Annotated in this window: 16 protein-coding genes; 6 read left to right on the forward strand and 10 right to left on the reverse strand. The window is 61.7% G+C overall.

Going from position 1 to position 19,793, the window contains the following annotated elements; translation table 11 throughout:
* Window positions 1-4: 4 nt before the first annotated feature.
* The 7 genes from DN745_RS08680 to DN745_RS08710 all read right to left on the reverse strand — a co-directional run bounded on the left by DN745_RS08680 (window position 5) and on the right by DN745_RS08710 (window position 7,288).
* Complete coding sequence (locus tag DN745_RS08680; protein ID WP_111333996.1) at window positions 5-1,045, reverse strand: hypothetical protein; 1,041 nt, start codon at window positions 1,043-1,045, stop codon at window positions 5-7.
* Window positions 1,042-1,248 carry a hypothetical protein gene (locus tag DN745_RS08685; protein ID WP_162687556.1) on the reverse strand — a complete coding sequence of 69 codons (207 nt, stop codon included), beginning with the start codon at window positions 1,246-1,248 and terminating at the stop codon, window positions 1,042-1,044. Before DN745_RS08685 ends, DN745_RS08680 begins: the two co-directional genes overlap by 4 nt.
* A gap of 6 nt (window positions 1,249-1,254) precedes the next feature.
* Window positions 1,255-2,073: a hypothetical protein gene (locus tag DN745_RS08690; RefSeq protein ID WP_111333999.1), complete on the reverse strand. Its 819-nt coding sequence runs from the start codon at window positions 2,071-2,073 to the stop codon at window positions 1,255-1,257.
* A 47-nt stretch (window positions 2,074-2,120) separates the two neighbouring features.
* On the reverse strand, window positions 2,121-2,696 hold the full coding sequence (locus DN745_RS08695) for a hypothetical protein (protein WP_111334001.1): 576 nt from the start codon (window positions 2,694-2,696) through the stop codon (window positions 2,121-2,123).
* A 62-nt stretch (window positions 2,697-2,758) separates the two neighbouring features.
* The gene (locus tag DN745_RS08700; RefSeq protein WP_111334002.1) at window positions 2,759-4,132 is read right to left on the reverse strand and encodes an FAD-dependent oxidoreductase; all 1,374 of its coding nucleotides are present in this window, start codon (window positions 4,130-4,132) and stop codon (window positions 2,759-2,761) included.
* Window positions 4,133-4,288: 156 nt separating this feature from the next.
* Window positions 4,289-5,365: a hypothetical protein gene (locus DN745_RS08705; RefSeq protein ID WP_111334004.1), complete on the reverse strand. Its 1,077-nt coding sequence runs from the start codon at window positions 5,363-5,365 to the stop codon at window positions 4,289-4,291.
* A gap of 93 nt (window positions 5,366-5,458) precedes the next feature.
* Window positions 5,459-7,288: a M3 family oligoendopeptidase gene (locus tag DN745_RS08710; protein WP_111334006.1), complete on the reverse strand. Its 1,830-nt coding sequence runs from the start codon at window positions 7,286-7,288 to the stop codon at window positions 5,459-5,461.
* 692 nt (window positions 7,289-7,980) lie between these two features.
* Between DN745_RS08710 and DN745_RS08715 the strand changes: the two genes are divergently transcribed.
* Both DN745_RS08715 and DN745_RS08720 read left to right on the forward strand, forming a co-directional pair.
* Window positions 7,981-10,269 carry a DEAD/DEAH box helicase gene (locus DN745_RS08715; RefSeq protein WP_111334008.1) on the forward strand — a complete coding sequence of 763 codons (2,289 nt, stop codon included), beginning with the start codon at window positions 7,981-7,983 and terminating at the stop codon, window positions 10,267-10,269.
* 40 nt (window positions 10,270-10,309) lie between these two features.
* Complete coding sequence (locus DN745_RS08720) at window positions 10,310-10,882, forward strand: hypothetical protein (RefSeq protein ID WP_111334009.1); 573 nt, start codon at window positions 10,310-10,312, stop codon at window positions 10,880-10,882.
* 139 nt (window positions 10,883-11,021) lie between these two features.
* Here DN745_RS08720 and DN745_RS08725 read toward each other — a convergent pair whose 3' ends face one another.
* Window positions 11,022-12,845: a class I SAM-dependent methyltransferase gene (locus DN745_RS08725; RefSeq protein WP_162687557.1), complete on the reverse strand. Its 1,824-nt coding sequence runs from the start codon at window positions 12,843-12,845 to the stop codon at window positions 11,022-11,024.
* A gap of 413 nt (window positions 12,846-13,258) precedes the next feature.
* Window positions 13,259-14,116 carry an archaetidylserine decarboxylase gene (gene asd / locus DN745_RS08730; RefSeq protein WP_111334013.1) on the reverse strand — a complete coding sequence of 286 codons (858 nt, stop codon included), beginning with the start codon at window positions 14,114-14,116 and terminating at the stop codon, window positions 13,259-13,261.
* 393 nt (window positions 14,117-14,509) lie between these two features.
* Between asd and DN745_RS08735 the strand changes: the two genes are divergently transcribed.
* From DN745_RS08735 to DN745_RS08750, 4 genes are all read left to right on the forward strand, one after another.
* Entirely contained in the window at window positions 14,510-14,695 is a 186-nt protein-coding gene (locus DN745_RS08735; protein ID WP_111334015.1) for a hypothetical protein, read from the forward strand.
* 222 nt (window positions 14,696-14,917) lie between these two features.
* Window positions 14,918-16,609 (forward strand): methyltransferase domain-containing protein, encoded by a 1,692-nt coding sequence (locus DN745_RS08740; RefSeq protein WP_111334017.1) that lies wholly within the window; start codon window positions 14,918-14,920, stop codon window positions 16,607-16,609.
* A 64-nt stretch (window positions 16,610-16,673) separates the two neighbouring features.
* Window positions 16,674-18,218 (forward strand): OmpP1/FadL family transporter, encoded by a 1,545-nt coding sequence (locus DN745_RS08745; RefSeq protein ID WP_111334019.1) that lies wholly within the window; start codon window positions 16,674-16,676, stop codon window positions 18,216-18,218.
* Between the two features lie 71 nt (window positions 18,219-18,289).
* On the forward strand, window positions 18,290-19,318 hold the full coding sequence (locus DN745_RS08750; RefSeq protein ID WP_133622001.1) for a sensor histidine kinase: 1,029 nt from the start codon (window positions 18,290-18,292) through the stop codon (window positions 19,316-19,318).
* Between the two features lie 79 nt (window positions 19,319-19,397).
* Here the strand turns inward: DN745_RS08750 and DN745_RS08755 are convergent, their stop codons facing one another.
* Window positions 19,398-19,787, reverse strand: a complete 390-nt coding sequence (locus DN745_RS08755; protein ID WP_111334023.1) for a hypothetical protein — start codon at window positions 19,785-19,787, stop codon at window positions 19,398-19,400.
* Between the last annotated feature and the right edge of the window lie 6 nt (window positions 19,788-19,793).

The raw sequence follows: 19,793 nt of genomic DNA on the forward strand, positions 1-19,793 counted from the left end.
CGCGTTAATTCTGGGTATCATGCGCCTCGGAGATGACCTGCGGAAAGGTCTGCACCGAGGCGTCTTCCATCCATTCAGTCATGCGCGCGACGAGCTCCTTATGCCGCGCCTGGCGCTCGACCTGGGCGCGGGCGACCTCGCTCAATTGCTGCTCATCGGGCAACGCGGCCGGATAGAGCTTCTCGGCCATCAGCAGATGCCAGCCGAAGTTGGATTTTACCGGGTCCGAGAGCTGCCCGAAGTTATCCGCGCGCGCCATATCCGTCGCGGCCTGGCCGAACTCGGGCACCACCGGCCGCCAGGTCTCGGGCAGCGCGCGACCGTATTGGGGCGCGTCGGCGGCACCCTTCTCATCGGCCAGGTACGCGTCGATGGGAAACATAAGATGGGCGTTCACGTGAATCTCAAGCGGCTTCGGAAGCTCGTCCCGATACCGGGCCCGAACCTCGTAGAGGTCGGGGATGGTCGGCCGGTCCGGCAGGTCGTCGCGCAACACCGCCAGCCACTCTTTGGCCTGCGCGAACCACTTCTCAACATCTTCTTTGGCCGCGTCCTTTTGGGCGTCTGGCGGCACGCTCACCAGAATATGCGAGGCTTGCAGCCCCGGCGGATGCCCCACCTGCTGGCGCAAGGCGTCTTCTGCCTTTTTGAGCGCATCCGCGTCGAGCGTGTCGACCTTCACCGGCCCCTCAACCTCCTGGGCCAATAACTGCTGGACCATCGCCTGTTTGCGCGCGTGCTGCAGCGTCGGGCGCGTGTGATATTTACGCTTGACGGCCTCAGCGACGAGCAACTCTCGCTCGAGCAATTGCTCGAGCGTTGCGCCGCTGGCGTCCCCGACGCGTTGCGACGCGCTGAGCTCCTCGGCGGAGATCGGGCGCCCGTCGACCTCGGCGACGACCGCGCTCACCGGCTTGGACTGCAAGTCCAGAAACGCCGCCTCCACCGAAGGATGCCCGCCGCCAGAGTCCGCACAGCCCACAAGGCTCGCCCAAATCGCGACACCAACCCCGGCCGAAAAAACCCTGCGATAATTCCAACTCATGCCGATCGCTCCCGGCGCAACAGCAGCGCCATCTTCCCCATCTCAATCCCGCCGCGCAGCACGATAAAACCGATGGCAAGCGTCGCGAAACCGGCGATATAATCCTTCTCGGCCAGGAACATGATGCATTGGTAAAAAAAGACCATCGTGCTGGCGACGAATATCAGGCCCAGAATTTCGTAGATCAACGCTCTCATAGCCATGCCTGCTTAAATGACAAAATTCAAAAACCAACCAGTCGCGCTCGCCAAAATCGCCAACCCGCCCCAGAGCGCGACCCGCAGGCGCCGCGCGCGCCCGGGCGTCTCCAGGGTTGCGTTGACCTCGCGCTCAAGCCGGCGGGCGGCGTATTCGAGATTCATCAGCGGCACAAAAAATAGCGAATAAGCCGCCACGCACCAGGCAAAAAACGAAAAGATGCCGATAAAGGTGGCCGCCGCCTCGGGGCGCGTCGGATAGGACTGCGCCAATTTTTGGGCGACCACCGGGTCCCTAAAAATCGCGTATTGAATGACGAATAATAACGCGAACAGCAGCAACCCGCGCAGCGCGAAATAGAAAGGATAGACCCCGTCGACCCGCCGGGTGGGTTGCGGCTTCGACACGGCAGATTCTGCCCCATCGATGCGCCGCCCGAGCGTCTGCGTCGGCCCGACGCCGGCCGCGGCCGTCGCGACATAGGCCGCCAGGGTCACCCCGATGCGCACCATACTCCAGGGCTGCTCAATCGCGCTGAGCGCCGACGGTGAGAGCCACAGAATCCCGGGCACAAACGCCACGGTAAACGCGAGTAGGGTCAGAAACCCCGCCCGCAAAATCCCGCCGACCAACAACGCCGCCAGCGGCGCAAGATACGCCAGCATCCGCAGCATGCTCGGCTCGGCGAAGCGTAACTCGTCGCTCAGCGGCAAATAAAAAACCTGCGCCCACAGCGACAGGCCGAGCCCGCCGATCAGAAGCGCCCACAACCCACTCTGCGACGCGCGCGTCTGGCCCAGCCCCAAGATTTGCAGATGATTTGAGTGCATTCTTAGAAACCCAATGGGCGAGGCGAAATGACCGAACTAGCGGGCTCCTACTGAACCTGCCAGGCCGAGTAACTGGCTTGGCCGTCGCGCACAAAGTCGATGCGCACGGTCGTGATACCCGCCAACAACTTCCAGGCGTTAAGATAATCGTCGGGCTTCTCGACGCGCACGCCGTTAAGATGGGTGATGATATCACCTTTGCCCAGGCGCCCTTGCAGCGTGGGTTGCGCGACCGGCGAAATGGCGATGACGCGGTATCCGACAAATTTCGACCCCTCGCGTGCCGGCTCGACCTCGACCATTGAGAGCGGAAACGACGGCCCTTTGAGGATAAATTGCTTGAGCTCGGCACGCGTCACCGACGCGTCAGCCGACACCTCGGCCTGGCCGCTGGCGGACGGTTGAGCCGCCGCGCCGGTTGAGCCGGTCAGCACATCGGGCCCGCGCGGCAGTCCGCGCCGCACATCTTCATCAGCCGACGGCGGCTGGCCAGAGACCCGCTCGTCGGCCGCGTCGCGCTCCGCGGTCGAGCTCGACGCGCAACCCACGGAAAACAGTGAGACGGCCCCGACGAGCACAAAAGCGGTCAAACGGACACGGGAAAATAGCGTATTTTGAGTCATCGGGGATCTTCTCTGGAGACGATAAAATAAAGGTTGAGCGTCGTCGATAAGCCGCGCGCGCATCACGCGCCGGGCGGATAGACCATCTCGAGCATGTCTTTTTGGGTGGAGAACTTAAACTCTTCGAGCTCTAGCTCCTCGGCTCTCTGCTGCTCGACCGCTTCAATCTGGCGGACATTGTCATAATCGACAACCTGAATCTGGCGGCTGGCCAGAAAATTAAGCAGATTCTCCAGGATTTCGGGGGTCTCAAGCTCCGATTCCGGCCCCTTCTCAAACTCACCGTCGAGGTAGGCCAGGATCTCGTCGCAACCTTGCTCACCGTCGGCCTTGGCCTTGCCAACGAGCCCGTCGGAGGCCTCGCGCGCCCAACCGATGACGAATGTCCCCCACAACGGCTGGTTTTGGGTAGGGTCGGCGACCATATAGCGCGGGCGATCCGGGTGCGCCTCCCAGGGCTCAACCACCGTGGCGAAGCTGCTACTCCAGCGCGAATCCAGCGGCAGTCCGAGCGAGGGCTCGATGCTATCGCCGATGGCGAAGACCACCGTATCGCAGGGAAGCACCTCCTCTTCTTCGAGGGTTTCGAGCTGGGTGCCGCCATCTTCGCGGGGAACCAGGCGGGTCTTCTTGCAGACAAGCCCGGTCACCTCACCGCTCGCGTCGCGCTCGATGCGGCTGGGGGTGCGGAAGAAGCGCATATTGAATTTGGTGTCAGACTCGGTCTCCAGCGGGGTTCCGGCAAAGCGGGTCAGCTCGCCGAAGACCTTCTCGGGCTCCTGGCCGACGCCGACCATGCTGGGCGTAATCGTGTCGAATTCGGCGCGCAATTGCTCGACGTCGAGCGCCCCGCTGACCAGGCGCAACTCTTTGCGCGTGGTCTTTCGCTCGGCGGGGCCGCGCCGCGCGACCGAAGTGACGCGCTCGACCTTCTTCTCGCAGGCGAGCCAATGCACGATGTCCAGGCTGACATTACCCAGCCCGATGACGCAGACATTCTCCCCAATGGCGAACTCCCGCTCGCTATAGGGCGGCAGCGCATTATAGTGGTAGACCAGATCCTTGGCGTGAAAGACCGACTCGGCATCCTCGCCCTCAAGACCGAGCCATTTCGTCCCCTGGGCGCCGACCGCCACGACGATGGCGTCAAAGCCCATCTCGCGGATCTCGTCGATGCTGATATCGGCGTCTTGCCCAACACTCACGTTGCCCAAATAGGTGACGCGCGGGTTCGACAGAATCTTTCGAAAGATCGTGCGCAGGCCGCGTTTCATCTTATATTTATTGGGATAAATCCCGAACTCAGCCAAGCCCCCAGGCTTAATATCGCGGTTAATAATCACAACATTATGCCCGGCATTGACGAGCTTGTCGGTGGAATACAGGGCGGCGGGGCCGGCCCCAATCATGGCGATGGTATAGTTCTTTGAAGACACTGCTTTCTCTCCAATCCGTCGGCTTTATGTCGAATTAAAAATCGTTACGCGTTGCTATTTTGTGCTCGTAGCACATCAGTTGCAGACAAAACACCAGCGACGTCAAAACATTCCGGGGCCCAGCGGCGCCCCGGAACGCTCGGCGAGGCGAGCGCATTAGTCTTCGGATAATTCCTGCAACTCAGACATCGTCGCGCTGACGAGCAGCGCGGCCGGATTGACCGAAAACAAGCCAAACCACCCGCCATATCCGGCCTTGGGCTGCATGGAGTCGCGCACCGCCTTTCGCTCCTTTGTCGACAGCGCAGCCCAGGTCTTAAAGGACTGCTCGGGCATCCGCGCCAAGGCGACGGTGCCGGGCCCCTGTGCCAGCGACATCAGCGCAGCCGCGCCGGCGCCGGCGCTCTCGGTTCCGGACTTTTTCGCCTGAGCGATCTCCTTTTTCGCGTCCTCGAAATTCTTACGATACTCATTCGCGATCTCCGGGCGCTCCTTAAGCATCTGCTTGGCGACCGCGTCGGAGTCGGGGTCCTTAAGCTTCTTATTCGCCCCCACCACGGTCTGCGACGCGGCGACCACCCCGCCGATGCGAATCACCCGGCTATAGTATTTTTCGTAGCCCCCGCTCTTGCGAATATGCTCGTCGAACGCCGTCGTGACCTTGTTCATGGAGTTGAGAATCTTCGCGCCCGCGTTCACGTTTCTCAGGTTCCCGGTGATCGAGCCCTCCTTGCCCTCTTGCTCTTTTTTGAGCTTCTCCACGTTCTCCAGCGACTTCACATACTCCTGCTGAACCGGGTTCTTCTCCCATTCACTTAAGAATTTCTGCTGCTCGCGGATATCCTTCTTGGTAAGCGGCGTCTTCATATAGGAGCGAATTTTCTCGGGAGAGATGGCGGCCTCCATCTCGTCTTTCGCCTCCTGCACAGCCCCCTTGTCGCCCTTCTTCCCGCGCGTTGTCGTCTGGCTCTTACTCTTCTTGGCGGCGTCGCCGGTCGGGCCGTCCGAAATCGTCTCGATCAACTCCGTGATCCCGCCGACCTCCGAGGAGACCGTCGAGTACATAAAGAAGCCCCCGACGCCCAGCGCGACGAGCAGGATAAGCGTGAGGCAGCCGCAACCTGCGGCGATCAGCCCGCAGGGTAGGCCGCTCTTCTTCTTTTGGCCCTGGCCCATCGGGACGCCCGGAGCCGGCTGGTTATATTGCTGATTCTGATTATTTGGTGTGCTCATCTCAATCTACCCCATTCTACTGCTGCAAATAACGATATTGGAGGCCCCAGAGGGCATGTCTTTCGATAAATATTCAGCGCTCCCAAAATCATATCACACGCCGAGCAATTGCTTGAACTCGCGCACGTCCTCGTGCAGCGATTGCGCGGCGGCGCGCCAGAACGCGCTGTCGCCCAAATCGGCGTCCAGATAGCGTCGCCCGATCTCCTCGGCCGTGAGGCGCCCGGTGTCGACCAATAATTGGTCGACCACGCCCGCATAGCTCGGCCCTTCTGCCTGGGCGCGCTCATAGACCGCCTTGGAGAAGAGATATCCGAAGGTATAGGGGAAATTATAAAAGGGTTCGCGCGTGATATAAAAATGCAGCTTCGAGGCCCAGAAGGTCGGGTCGACCGAGGTCAGCCCCGCGCCGTAGGCTTTGCCGAAGATCTCGGTGGTCATCTCGGTGAGCTTCTCGGCGTTCAATTCGCCCGTCGCCCGCTCGGCGTGCATCGCCCGCTCGAGGCGAAAGCGTGCCGGGATATTAATCAAAAACGCGGTGGCTCGCTGAAGTCGCTCGTCAAGCAGGCGCAACTTCTGGTCGCCCTCGACGCGCGCAAGCGCCGCCGACTCCACCAAAGCCTCCGACAGGGTGCTGGCCGTCTCGGCGAGCCCCATCGGAACCCGGCGCTCAAACGCGCCCAGGTCGCGCATCAGCCACCCATGATAAGCGTGGCCCAGCTCGTGAGCCAGGGTCTGCACGCCCGAGGCGGTGCCCCCGTAGGTCATAAAGATGCGGATTTCCTTGGACACCGGCATCCCGGTACAAAAGCCGCCTTGGGCCTTGCCGGGTCGGTCTTCGACCTCGACCCAGCGATTCGCCAGCGCCCGGCGGTAAAACTCACCCATCGGCGCGGAGAACTTCTGCGCCTGCTCCACGATAAACTCCTGCGCTTCGACATAGGAGATCTTCTTATTATCGAGCTTCCCAAGCGGCGCCTCGCGGTCGTACCAGGCCATGCCCTCGTCGAGGCCCAGGGCCTTCGACTTGGTCTGCATATAATCGATAAGCAGGGGGCGGAAGGCATCGGCCGCCTCCATCATCGCCTCGATGGTCTGTCGCTCGACCCGGTTATTATTGAGCGCATCGCTCAACTCATCGCCCCCGCGGCGGGTATAGAGCGTGCGCTCCGATCCGACAATCGCGTTGAGCGTCGTGGCGAGCGTCGTAGACTGGGCGCCCCAGGCCTTTTGCAATCCCTCAAACGCGCGCTTTCGCTTCGCGGGGTCCGCGTCCGAAAAAAGGTTACTCGCCTGGCCCACCGACATCTTCTTGGCGTCTTCGCCCTCCCCGATCTCGACTTCGATTTGCGCGCTGATCTGGTCGTATAATTGCCCCCAGGTGTGCAGACCGTCCCGGTTTAACTCAACGGCGAGCCGCTCGAGTTCCGGGTCCATCTTGCCATTGGCGTCGCGGCGCAATTCGCGCAAAAACAGCCCGCAATGAGCGAGCTTCGGATGCTCGGTGAAGCGCGCAAAGACCGCGTCCTCAATCCCGCGAAACTGCGCTTCGATGCCGACCCAGAGCGTCGCCATCCGCGCGCGCACGTCATTTAGCCTGGACGGCAGGAGCAGCGCGCGCGGGTTATCGGTGTGAGTCACCGACATACAACCGGCCCAGGCCCCGGCCTCGCGCGCCTGATCGGACAAGGTCTCAAGCTGCGCCAAAAACGCCGCCCAATCGTCGAGGCCCTGGGCCGAGAGTCCGGCGCCGCCGCTGATCGCACCCAGCGACTCAAGCGCGTCGAGCATCTTCCCGAGATCGCGCTCGAGCCCCTGGACGGCGTCCTCAAACGCCTGGGAATCGACCCCGCCGCCAAAGATACTATCGAGCTCCCAGGATGGGTTTTGGACCGGAAAGGCTGCTGTATTGGAATGACTCATCGTTGCCCTCAATATTTGAATGTTCGGAAAATGAAACGCGAAGATAGCGCACCTTATCGAGCGGGCCCGAGCGTGGCAACGCCGCGCGCAGCCAGAAAGGTGGCGAGTGATTAATAAGCGCCCGGCCGAGCCCGTCAATCGATTCACCGCTCCCTCCCCGGTTGTGTCAGGCAGCCCGCACACCTCGCCCCCGCCCCCTCAGCCCGGGCCGCGTATTGCTTGCGCTTGCGCGGTGGGCGCAGTTCCTATATTGAATGGCTGACACTCATGGGTCTAACTGCCGGGTCGCCACGTTTTGATTGAGTACCCGCGCGATAACCAGCCAGTTCGCAGCCATGAACGTCATTGAATGTGTGCAGCAATTGCCGGGTCCTGACCACTGACTTAATAACCAAGGGATTGACGCCCGTATTAGTCATTTCGGGCGCGTTCTAGCAAAACGCCTGGTCAGGCCTCGTCACACGCTACAGCAAAGTATAGGTGTTATTTAACGGACGCAGTTGGGCACAACGCCCCGAGAACGCAATCAAACCAGGCGCATTACACGCGAATGCCGCCCCACTCTCGGGCCCCAGATAATTGGGCCAGCTGCCATCGTCTCAATCCGCGCCCTCCAAAACGATGGGCGCACACTAGATGTCCACCAAATAGCACTTTCTAATGATCTATGACCTAATCGCGAATGTGAGAGCATGGTAGAGACCGTCGAGAAGTCCTTTGAAGATTTTTTCTTGAGCGAAGAGATGCTCAAGGCCCTGCGCACCGTGGGCTATAAGCGCCCCACCCCAGTCCAGGCGGAGTCGATTCCGCTGATCCTGGCCGGCATTGATCTGATCGTGCAATCGCATACGGGTTCGGGAAAAACCGCCGCCTTTGCGGTGCCCGCCACCGATATGCTCGAGGCGAACCCGGGCCGCATCGAAGTCCTGGTGCTCGCGCCCACGCGCGAATTGGCCAAACAGAGCGCGGCAGAGTTCGAGCGCCTTGGTCAGTATAAGGAATTGTCGGCCACCGCGATTTACGGCGGCGCATCCTACGAGACCCAGCTTGAGGCGCTTAAGACCGCCCAGATCGTCACCGCGACCCCCGGGCGACTCCTGGACCTGGCCAAGCGCGGCGATATCGACCTGAGCACCCTGCGCATCTTCTGCCTCGACGAGGCCGACGAAATGCTGTCGATGGGCTTCCGCGAGGAGCTCAACGCGATCGTCGACTTCCTGCCGAAGGAACGCCAGTCGCTGCTGTTCTCCGCGACGGTCAACTCCGAAATTCAGGCCCTCGCCAAGGGCATGCTCTATTATCCCGAATATATCTCGCTGTCGGGCGACCAGGTCGCCGCAGCCGCGGTCACGCACCTCTACTACCGCGTCGCCGGCATGGGTCGAAAACGCGATCTGGTGCGCGTGATTCAATTCGAGCGCCCCGATAGCGCGATCATTTTCTGCAACACGCGAAATGACACCTTCGAGGTCACCGAATACCTGCAGCAAGCCGGATACCGCGCGAAAGTGCTCAACGGCGATCTGCCGCAGAACCAACGCGAAGCCACACTGGCGGAGCTGCGAAACGGCACCGTCGACTTCATCGTGGCCACCGACGTCGCCGCGCGCGGCATCGACATCACCGACCTCACGCACGTGATTAACTACACGCTGCCGAGCTCGGCCGAGACCTATGTTCACCGCACCGGTCGCACCGGACGCGCCGGCAAAAAGGGACGCGCCATCACCCTGCTCGCCCCGGCCGAGATGGCCACGCATTTCGACATCATGTCGCTCTACGATATCGAGATCGAGCAGCGCCAATTGCCGACCGACAAAGAGGTCCAGCAGGCCCAGGCCGTGGACCGACTCGACTCGCTGGTCAGCGACGTCATGGCGATGAAAGACGTCTCTGGTGAAGCAACCCTCGCGCTCGCGACCACACTGCTGAGCGCGCACGCCGAGAATCCGGGGGCGGAGCCCGAGCTTGACTCCGTGCTCGCCAAGCTTCTTGCGCTGGCTGATATGGTCCTTCGCGACCCGAAGATCGCCGATATCGTCACCGGACGCGCGCCGCTGGTTGCGCCGGCAAAAGCCGAGCCCAAGAAAGACGCCGCCGAAAAAGCCGCGCCTGCGAAGACGCCCGAAGCCGTCGAGCCCAAAGAAGAAGCGGCACCGGCGAAAGCCCCGACGCCAGAGGCCTCCGAGAGCGGGCGGTCGAAGCGCCGGTCCAACCGCAAGAGCCGGTCGAAGTCTTCGTCCTCAAGCCGTCGCTCGAGCAAGGCCCACGCCGAAACGAAGTCGGAAACCAAAACCGAAGCGAAGACCGAAACAGAGTCGAACGAACCGCGCCGTCGCCGCCGACGGCGCTCCAGAGGCGCGAAGACCACGACCCCGTCTTCGTCATCAGTCAGCACGGTCACCCCGGAAGTCGACACCCCCGAGGAGCCGTCGGCGAGCAAACGACGCTCCACCGGCGCGCGCCGCCGCCAGCCGGTCGAAGACGCCGAGGAATCCCGCGGAAATCGAAGCCGTCGCCGCAAGCGAAGCAGCGGCGGAAGCAAGAGCAGCAAAAGCAGCAAGCGCAGCCGCGGAAGCAAGAGCAGCAAGAGCAGCCGCGGAAGCAAGAGCAGCAAGCGCAGCCGTGGGAGCCGAAGCAGCAAGAGCACCCGGGACAACAAGCGCAGCCGCGGCAATAAGCGTAGCCGCCGCAATGAGCGCAGCTCGGGCAGCGCGGCGTCGACCGCGTCGACGCCGACGTTTGACACCTCGAAGATGTACCTCAATGTCGGCCGCGATCACGTCGAAGACTCCAAAGAGTTGCTCGAAATGATCTGCTATATGTCCGGCTTCGACACCGAGGACTTCGCCGATATCTCGGTGCAGAGCAGTTATAGTTTTGTACAGGTGCTTCAGTCGTATTTTTATGACATCATCAACGCGATCAATAACCAGGAATGGAAAGGCGTGAGCATCAGCGCCGAGCCCGCGCGCAAATAATTTGCGCCCCGCAAATGCCTTAACTCAAGGAGATCGCGCAATGAGTGTTGAGATGAATACCTTTGCTAAACCAGGCTTTAGCCGCCGCGTTTTAATCGGAGCGTTTACCCTGCTGCTGTGCTTCGCGATGGCGTGTAGCTCCGAGGAATCCGAGAAGCCGACGGAGGAGGTCGATCCGAATCTTCCGCCGGCCCAGGTCGACCTTCCGTCGCCGCCCCCGGCCTCCGCGTTTAATATCGCCGAGACCAATCAAGACGGAACCCTGCGCGTCGAGGGGCTTATCCAATACCAGGATAAACACCTGGACAAGCCGGTGCGCGTCAAAGGCGTGGTCACCCAGATCTTGGGCGATTGCGACCCGAAGAAGGCCAAAAAAGCCAACACCTTCTGCCCCGAGCCTCACTTCATCATCAAAGATGAGTCGAGCGCCGAGAAAGAATTAATGGTCGTTGGCTTCGAGCGTGACTTCTTCAAAAAGTCGAAGACCAAGGTCGGCGAAGCGCACGTATTTGAGGGTGATTATCGCAAGATGTCCCAGCAATTCGTCAACTCCGAGAGCGGCTTGATCGCGTTGACCAAGGTCGACGATATCTCGGTGCGCGACGAGGACTAAGCCTCAACGCCAAATCGCCGAACCCAAAAACCGCCGCCGTCCTGGAAACCTCTACGAGGCAAATCCGGGACGGCGGCGGTTTTTTAGGTGGGCGGAGCGCCTCCCCCGAAGCCGAATCGCCGCGGGAAAGGCGCGTGTTCTATTGCTGCGGAGCGCCCTGCTGAGGCCCGCGCTTCTTGGCGCGCATCACGACCCGCGTGCTCGCCGCCCCGAGGAATTGACCGCGATGGTGCAGCTCGCCGCTGAGCTCGAGCACCGTGAATCCGGCGGCGTGCAGCAAATGACGCAGCTCGTGGGGCGAGTAGAGACGAATATAAAAACTCTGCTCAAGCGGCGGCGTCCCATCTTCGTAGATAAAGGAGCGCTTGGTATGCAGCACGCTGGTGCGATGGTCGAGGTCGACCTCTTCGAGGAAGACGCAATTCACGCCCTCCCACCAGAGCCGATGCGGCATGCGCGACGCGATATGGTCGCGGTTAACCACCTCGATCAGCAACTCGCCGCCCGGGCGAAGCGCGCGGTGAATCCCGCGCAGCACCCGGAAATTCGTCTGGTCGTCGAAGAAGCCAAACGAGGTCTGCCATAAGAGGCAATCGCTAAAGATGCCCTCAAATTGCAGGTCGCGCATATCGCCGTGGATAAACTTGATCGACAACCCCTGGCGTTGCCCCTCGTTGAGCGCTTTTTGGAGCATATGCATCGACAGGTCGAGGCCGACGACTTCATGGCCGCGCCGCGACAACTCGATGGAATGGCGCCCGAAACCGCAGGCCAGGTCGAGCAATCGGTCGCCCTCCTGCAGGTTCAACGAAGCCTCGATAAAGTCCGCTTCACGGCGGGTTTGGCGGTGAATATCGCTGGGTAGCGTGCGGAAATATTCGTCGGTAAAGACCTTCTGAAACCAGGTATCGCGCGGGGAGCGCGGTCGATTGCGCGCGCGTTTTTGCCGGCTCTGCGCCGGATGCGAGCCCGAAGTTGAGGCCTGCCCGGCGTCCGAGGTGTCCTCCAGAATCTCCTGGAGCAACCCGCCCAACTCTGTTTCGGGCGCGGGCTCGCCGCTGTCGGCCAGCGGCGCACTGGTGGACGGCAATTTGGGAGGAGGTCCCGAGCGCGCGCCGGCCGGCTGGGGCGGCGGGGTTGGGTCGAGAGGGTCGACATCGCTGGGCTCTTCGAGCTCCATTTCGATCGAATCCGGGTCCAACTCCGGCAGGTCATCTTCGTCGAAGTCATGAATCTCTCGATTCTCGTCGAGGTCATCGAGCGAGGTGATCTCCCGGATCGTGGCGGTTCCATCAAACGGGGCTTGCGCCTCAGAATCATGCGGCGCGTCGAGCGGGACTACCGCGTCGGCCGCCAGGTCAAGGGGCTCGGAGGTCGCGTCGAGGCCGGCATCATGATGCGGGGCGGCGAGTCGCGCGCGCCTTAGGGGGCCGCCATCTTGCCATTCAAAGGTCAAAAGCCGCGGCGGTGCGATCAGCACATCCGGCGCGAAGCGATGGTCGTCGAGCACCACGGCCTCTCGGAGGCGCTCACTAAAATAGTGACGCTCCATCTCGTCGCGGCTTACCGCCGTGAGTTGAAGTGTCTCACCGCCGAAGACGCGCTCGCGCCCGTCAGATGCGGACCCGCCCTCTCGGGAGTCATCTTCCTGAGATGCGTCGAGCTGTGAGTCGTCCAACTGGGAAGCATCGAATTGCGAGGCGTCAAGCTGAGACGCATCGAATTGGGCCTCTTCCAAGCCTGTGGATGCCGGGGCATCGCCCTGCGGCTCGGAGTCGCCCGAGACAGCCGCGCTCTCGGCACTATCGTCACCCGCGTTGGCAACATTGGTCCGACGTCGACCCGAAATAATCGCCGCGCCCGGCGCGTCGCCAGAAGCCACGCCACCGTCGGCGTCGCCGATGGTGTCGGGGACGCGGAACTCGGGCATCTCACGGGTTAAAGCGTCAAATTCGTCTTCCATAACTTCGTCGTCGCCATCTTGGTGCGCGTCGGGGCGCGGCTCAACCGGGGGCTCTAAACTCGAGGCACCTCGATTGGACTCTACCTCGTCGGTAAGTTCAATAACTTCACTCTTTTCGCCTAACCCATTCCCCGGCGCTGCACTTTCATCCACGGACTTCGTCACAGATTTAGGCTCCTCGCTCGCACGCGGGACGAGTGTTGAAAAAATGATCATCCATCGGGACAACCCATGCGCGCGCGGGGTAAAACCCGCCGAAGCATGGGATGCCTGAGTTCGATGCGCCAATTAACAGCGTTTTCATACTGACTTCATCGGTCAAAAAGACGACTTGAATACCGACAAAGTGTAGCGCACCCCCGCGCGATCGACAAGTTATCCGAACCCGGTCTGCGCGAGGGCCTAGAGCGCGATCAGCTCACTATTTCGCCGAGGAATTGCCCCATCTTAAGATGCTGGCCCTGAGTCAGCGTCGGGTCGAATTGGAAGTCCGGGTGCTCAATGAGGACGATGACGGTCGAGCCGAGGTTAAAGAGGCCGAGCTCGTCGCCATGGGCGACCTCGATGGGCGTCTCCATCTCGATCTCACGGCGGCGGCGAAATTTAAGATTGGTCTCGACTTCGTGAAAGGACACGCCGATGCGCCCGACACAGGTCGCGCCCACCTTCACCACGCCGACCCGCCCCATCTTCGGGTTCTCCATATAGGAGATGAGTCGCTCGTTGACCGCGAAGAGCTCGTCGATATTGCGCACCGCCAGGGAGTTCACCGGGAACAGATGCCCCGGGATATAGCTGACGCGGGTGACGCTGCCGCTGGTGGGGCTGTGGATCCGGTGATAATCGCGCGGGGAAAGATAGATGGTCGCGTAGTGACCGCCCTCAAAGACCTTGCGCTGGGCGCCGCTGTCGACCAGGTCGCCGAGCCGATACTCGCGCCCTTTGGCCTGAATCAGCGTGTCATTGACGATCGGGCCGAAATTGCTCAACACGCCGTCGACCGGGCTGACCGCGGCCGACGGGTCGTCGGTGCTCACCGGGCGCACGCCATCGCGAAGCTTGCGGGTAAAGAAGGAGTTCAGGCTGGGATACGCGTTGGGCTCTTGCTCGGACTCGCTCAAATCGGCGCCCACGAGATCGGCGAAGACCCGATTGACGGTCGTCTGAAAAGGCGCCGGGAATTCGACGTCGGAGACGGCGCCGAACGCGCGACTCACGAAGTTCTTGGGGAGCAATTTTAGCGCTTGCACAGCGACTCGTTCCATGACCATTTTAATTCCTTAATCTACGTTAAAGGGCGCCATTATCTGGGGATATTTATTCCAGCTTGACCGCGGTCGTCGCCGCAGCCAAGCTTGCCTTCGGCGACCTTGCATCCGCAGCCGAATATTGTCAATTCGCGCCACCTATGCGGCCCTGGATAGGCAACGCTGCGCGGGCGTCATCGGCGGTTGTCGGCCGCGGCCACGCCGGGGAATATTCGCCGGCCGCGGCGCCGTTATTAGGCCACCTTGGGCGCCCCTGCACCTTGACGCGAACCACGCGGTACTGACAATGCGTAGAGATACTATGTCCCATTGATCGGGCTGGTCGGGCGATGGCAGCGCCCTAACATGCCTCAATTATCCAAATAGAAACGCCCAGATTATTCGAAGGAGAGTTTTATGCGACGCACTGAATTGACCAAACAAACCGCCCGTAAAAAGGGCATGGCGGCCGCCGGCTCGGCCGCCCTGACGATGCTATTTGTGCTCTTCTCCCCCTACTTCTTGCTCGCCGGCATCCCGGCGACCACCTGGCTGACCTACCGTTGGCTTCGCTACCGCGCCGAGTGGGGCCTGCGTTTTTGAGGGCCACGCCGGCCCCGGCGCGCTTGCCCGCGGCGCAGCGGCGTTGATTGCCAAAAATCATCGCGTCTGCCTATAATCGGGCGACCCGATCGGCGGTTGGCCGATTCCTTAAAATTTAGTGGGCGCGCCCGCTCCCGACTGCTCTTCATTGTTATCTTGAACCGCGCAAATCTGCGCCGTTCTCTCCTGGCACGGGCGCCCCGATGACTCCTGCAGTGCTCAATGCCCATGAATCGATATTTCGGCACGCATACCCTTGGCGGGGAATGGCACGCCCTGATTCCTCGCTATCTTCTCCTCGGTGACCGCGTTCGCGGCAAACGCATCCTCGACATTGGCTGCGGCACCGGCATTGGCTCCTCTCTCTTATTGGAGATGGGCGCCGAGTCCGTACGCGGGGTCGACCATCGCCCCGAAGTGGTCGATCTGGCCCGCATCAAACACGACAAAATCGGCCTGGATTTTCACGTGATGTTCTGGGAAAGCCTCGAATTCGAGGATGACTCCTTCGACATCGTGGTCTGCCTGGACCCCTCATCACCGGTCACCGACCACAACCTCCTGCTGGAGGTGCGGCGGGTGCTCAAGGATAACGGCGAATATATCTGCGCGCTGGAGCGCACCAAGATCGTCGGCATGGAGTCGCTGCTGCCGCGCTACGGCTACGACAGCCCGAGCAATCAGATCACGCTGAATCAGGCGAGCGAGCGCGTGCCTCAGATCGGCGAGTTTTCGGCGCATTTCGAGACGGTCTTTAACCTCGTCCAGCGCCCGCACCTCAGCTATCTTTTCGAGCCGCAATCCCCCAAAAGCGCAAGCGACGCCGCGCTCAAGACCCACCGACACCTCCCCGAGGGGTATCGCGCGGGGGTCTTGCGTACCGAAGGCGACACCCCACCGGCGGACGACACGGGCGGACAGTGGCTGCCAACCGACGATCAACTCCTGCTCGACCAGAATAGTGTGGGGGGCGTGGAGCTCTTCTTTTGCGGGGCTGCAGACCTGGCGCCGCCCCCGGCCGCCGAGATTCGCCTGCCCTATTATAATATCATGGAGCGGCTCAGCCAGGTGATTGAGAACCTTCAATCTCGCCAGTCGCTGGGCGGCGAAACCTCGGTCTTCGATGAGGTCTTGGACCACCCGGACCTGGGCCCGGACGTTCGCACCACCCAGGAGTATATCAGCACCCCCAAGGGCTATGAGCATCCGCTGGACGACGCGCCCACCGGTGTGCGCCCGCGCCCGACGATGCCGGACCCGGTGCGCAACTTCCCCAGCGCCGCCGCGCTTTTCCAGAACGACGCCCTTGAGTCTTATCGCGATAAGATCAGCGAGCATTATCGCCAGATTCGCCATGAGCTCGACACGCTCCAACACCACACCCGCGCGGCGCTTATCGAGCGCGACGATTATATCAATCACCTGGTGAACACGATCCACGCGCGGGAGTCCGGCGGCGAGTGGGGCGCGCCCCCGCAACCAGCGACACCCGGCTCAACCTGGCGCGAGGAGACAACGCAGGTCTTCAAGATCGCCAGCATTGGCAAGAATCCCGAGGGGAATACCCTCGACGAGTTGGCCGAGCTTGAGGTGCCGGATCGGGCCAAAGAGCTCGAGAAGCAGATCGCCTCGCTGCGCGATGAGCGCCAGCGCCTCGACGACCTGCTGGCTGCCCATGAGCAACGCCTGGTCAAAATCGCGCCGGCCCCGAGTGACGCGCACGCGAATACCTCCGAGCCCGAGGAACCCGCAGGCACCACCACCATCTCCGAGGCCGGGCCCGACGAGATTGGCTCAGAGGCCTCCGACGCAAATGGCTTGGATGCGCCGGCGGCGCAGCAAGCCGACGACGAGTCGCCCGAGACCGAATCCGACGCCCCCGATGCGGAGAAGAAAACCGGCGATAATAAATAGGTCGCCGTCCAAATTGCTCAGTACCATTTGCTCTAATATACAATATTATTTTTGAGGCCTTCTCGTGAACCAAGCCGATCAGTCCAGAGGCTATCCCTTTCATAACCCGCTCTCATCTCGCCGTCTGCGCGCACTCACTGGCGCAGCGACCGCGCTATTGCTCACCGTCGCGGGCACCCAATCGGTGCAGGCCGGCGGGTTCGAGATCCCCGAGAATACGACCAAATCCGTGGCCCGAGGCGGTACCGGCGTGGTGAATAAACGCGACCCAAGCGCCCTCTACTTTAACCCGGCGCTGCTTCCACGCGCGCGCGGCTTCCAGGCGCTGGTTAACGTCAACTTCGTCAACCTCAACATCGACTTTCAACGCGACCCGTTGATTCGAAACGCGGGCAAGCGAAACGAGCAGGTCATCGAATTTGACCCGGTCACCAACGAAGCGGGCTTCTTCCCGGCGCCCTTCTTGAGCCTGAGCTACGACTTCGGCATCAAAAACTTCGCGGCCGGCCTGGGTCTCTTCGGCCCGAGCGGCTACGGCGGGCGTTGCTACGGCGAGGTCAAGGACGGCGAATGCAAGGTGCGCACCGCCGACCCGAACGGCGTGGACGCCGCCGCGCGGTATATGATGGTTAACTCGAGCATGATCGAGGTCCTGGGTTCGCTGGGCGCCGGTTATACCTTCGAGGTGGGAGGCGGCGAGTTGAGCATCGGCGCCACCGGCATGCTGACCTATTTGGACGCCGACTTCATCCTGGCCGTCCACGGCATCCCGGGCGAGGAGAAGCTCGAAGACCCGAGCAACGACGCCATCTTTTACGGCAAATCCCTCAGCGATCTGGCCATGACCGGCACCTTCGGCGTTGCCTATGATTTCCAGGGTTGGCGCGCCGCGCTCTCCTACCGGCTGCCCATCGACTGGGAAGCCGAGGGCACCGTGTCGATGACGCCGGCGCCCTCCACCGGCCTCGGCGAGTTGACCGATGACCGCCTGACGCTGGCGACCGCGCAGGCCGGCAATCTGCGGGCGGGTATCGCCTACGAGGGCGGCGTGCACCCCGGCGACCCGGAGCTGCCGCGCTACGACATCGAGTTCAATATGGTGTGGGAAGACTGGTCGCGCCTGGAGCATTTCAAGATCGACCCGCGCGGCCAACTTCTGCTCGGCGGCGCCGAGATTGACCTCGGCACGCTCTATCAGGTCAAAAACTACAAGGACACCTATAGCTTTCGCCTCGGCGGCAGCTACGCCATCAACGAATGGCTCAGCGGCCACGCCGGCGGCTATTACGAGACAGGCGCCCAGAGCAATGAGTATACCAACGTCGACTTCGTCTCCTGGGACCGCTTCGCCAGCGGGCTGGGCGTGACGTTTCGCCTCTTCGATATGCTGGACCTCGACCTGGCCTACCAGCACGTCTTCTCACCGGACCGCGTGGTCAAGAATGGCAAAGTCCACCAGCAGGTCCCCCTGGCCGACTGTAAGGGCCCGGATTATGACAACGAATATTGCAGCCCCCAGGGAACGCCGCCGGGCAATCCGCAGAATAACGGCACCTGGTCTTCGAGCTTTCAGACCGCGAGCGTGGGCCTGACCTTTTATTACGATTGATTTTGCCCGCAGGCCGCGATAATTCTGAGCTTATTCGCAAGACCACTGATGGCCAGTCGGACGATGAGACTTTGACTTCAAAACCACGAAATCCATTCCCGGGGGGCCTCCTGGTCCTCGGGCCAGACGGCCGAATCGTCGAAGCTCCAGCATTTTTCTACGAAATCCTGGAGCTCGACCATCGCTCTGCCCCCTCCATCTATCATCTCTTTGACCCCGATGATCCGCCCTATATGAGCTTCGCGCGCGTGGTGCGCCGGGCCAACGGGGTGATCGAATACCATGTCGCGGTGAACGGGTGCCTGGGCGGGATCAAAGGCTTTCGCTATTGGGGCTTGCCGGCCGCGTCGGCGTCGCAGCGCGCGCGCGCGTCGACCTTCTATATCACCGACGAGAGCGCGGTGATCCAGGGCTATGAGTGGGAGCGGCGCCGGGTTCGCCGCGAGATTCTCCACGACGTCCAGACCACCGTGTCGGAATTTTTAAGTCAAAAACTCGCCGGCATTCGCGCCCTGGCCGAGGTGCTGCGCGATGTGCCCGACGCCGCCGAAGAAACCGGCGTGCGCATCGTCATGGGGCTCGACGGCTTGCGCGCAGCCCTGGCAAAAATGGGCAAGACCTCCATGGTCAACCTCTTTGGCCCCGCCTCCGACCAGCCGCTTCGCGTGCTCGAGATGGCCGATATCTTGTCGGTCTGGAGCAACGGAAAGGTCCCGATTCGCTGCACCGTGCGCTACGCCGACGAAGAAGCGTTTATCGCGGCCAGCTTGCTCGAGGGCGTGCTCCTGCCCGTGGTCACCAACGCCCTGGAGGCCACGCTCAACAATGACCCGGTGCGCATCGATATCACCCAGATCGATGAGAATATGGTGGAGTTTCGGGTCAAAGACTCCGGGCCGGGCTTAACCCGCGCCGACCGCGACCGCTGCGAAGACCCCTTCTTTTCGACCAAATCCGGCCACCTTGGCCTGGGGCTCACTCACGCCAGTGAGATCCTGCAGCGGGTCGGCGGTGAGTGGTCCTTCGACGGCTCCGGCATGCGCGGCACGACGGTGGTCGTGCGCCTGCCGCTGACCTCCGGCGACCACTTCCTGAGCTAAAAAAGAGGGGTATCGTCCGATACCCCTCGCCTAGTCCCTGCTCACCCCTCGTATTTTATCAAAAGCCCAGCACCGCAGCTTAACCCATGCCGGTCAGCTCGTGCACGCTGTCAGTCACGCGCGCGCGAAACTTGCGCATAATCGCCTGTGTGAACCCGAGCGTCGTGCTGACGTCGGTCGCGATATGCCAAAAATACCCGCTCTGCCCGATCAACTCGGACACGAAGGTGGTCTGGTCACATTCCATCACCACAACCTCGGGGGCGCCCTCGGTGCCGAGCACCTCGACGAGGCCGTCAATGCGACGATAGAGCTCGCTTTGATACGCGTCTGCGCCCGCCGCCTGCGCGCTCAGCGCGCCCGCAACGCTCGCCAATTGCATCCCCGACTGAAGGTCGACGATGCTGGCCATTTTGCACCCGGGCAGTTGAGCGGCGAGTTCTTCGAGAACACTAAACAGGTCAGACATGGGCTT

This window comes from Bradymonas sediminis, from assembly GCF_003258315.1.
Lineage (GTDB): Bacteria > Myxococcota_A > Bradymonadia > Bradymonadales > Bradymonadaceae > Bradymonas > Bradymonas sediminis.

Coding starts and splice junctions, on each gene's coding strand:
- DN745_RS08705 (WP_111334004.1), bottom strand. CDS start 5,365: ATGAGCACACCAAATAATCAGAATCAGCAATATAACCAGCCGGCTCCG.
- DN745_RS08720 (WP_111334009.1), top strand. CDS start 10,310: ATGAGTGTTGAGATGAATACCTTTGCTAAACCAGGCTTTAGCCGCCGC.
- DN745_RS08695 (WP_111334001.1), bottom strand. CDS start 2,696: ATGACTCAAAATACGCTATTTTCCCGTGTCCGTTTGACCGCTTTTGTG.
- DN745_RS08680 (WP_111333996.1), bottom strand. CDS start 1,045: ATGAGTTGGAATTATCGCAGGGTTTTTTCGGCCGGGGTTGGTGTCGCG.
- DN745_RS08710 (WP_111334006.1), bottom strand. CDS start 7,288: ATGAGTCATTCCAATACAGCAGCCTTTCCGGTCCAAAACCCATCCTGG.
- DN745_RS08755 (WP_111334023.1), bottom strand. CDS start 19,787: ATGTCTGACCTGTTTAGTGTTCTCGAAGAACTCGCCGCTCAACTGCCC.
- DN745_RS08685 (WP_162687556.1), bottom strand. CDS start 1,248: ATGGCTATGAGAGCGTTGATCTACGAAATTCTGGGCCTGATATTCGTC.
- DN745_RS08740 (WP_111334017.1), top strand. CDS start 14,918: ATGCCCATGAATCGATATTTCGGCACGCATACCCTTGGCGGGGAATGG.
- DN745_RS08735 (WP_111334015.1), top strand. CDS start 14,510: ATGCGACGCACTGAATTGACCAAACAAACCGCCCGTAAAAAGGGCATG.
- DN745_RS08690 (WP_111333999.1), bottom strand. CDS start 2,073: ATGCACTCAAATCATCTGCAAATCTTGGGGCTGGGCCAGACGCGCGCG.
- DN745_RS08715 (WP_111334008.1), top strand. CDS start 7,981: ATGGTAGAGACCGTCGAGAAGTCCTTTGAAGATTTTTTCTTGAGCGAA.
- DN745_RS08725 (WP_162687557.1), bottom strand. CDS start 12,845: ATGGAAGACGAATTTGACGCTTTAACCCGTGAGATGCCCGAGTTCCGC.
- asd (WP_111334013.1), bottom strand. CDS start 14,116: ATGGTCATGGAACGAGTCGCTGTGCAAGCGCTAAAATTGCTCCCCAAG.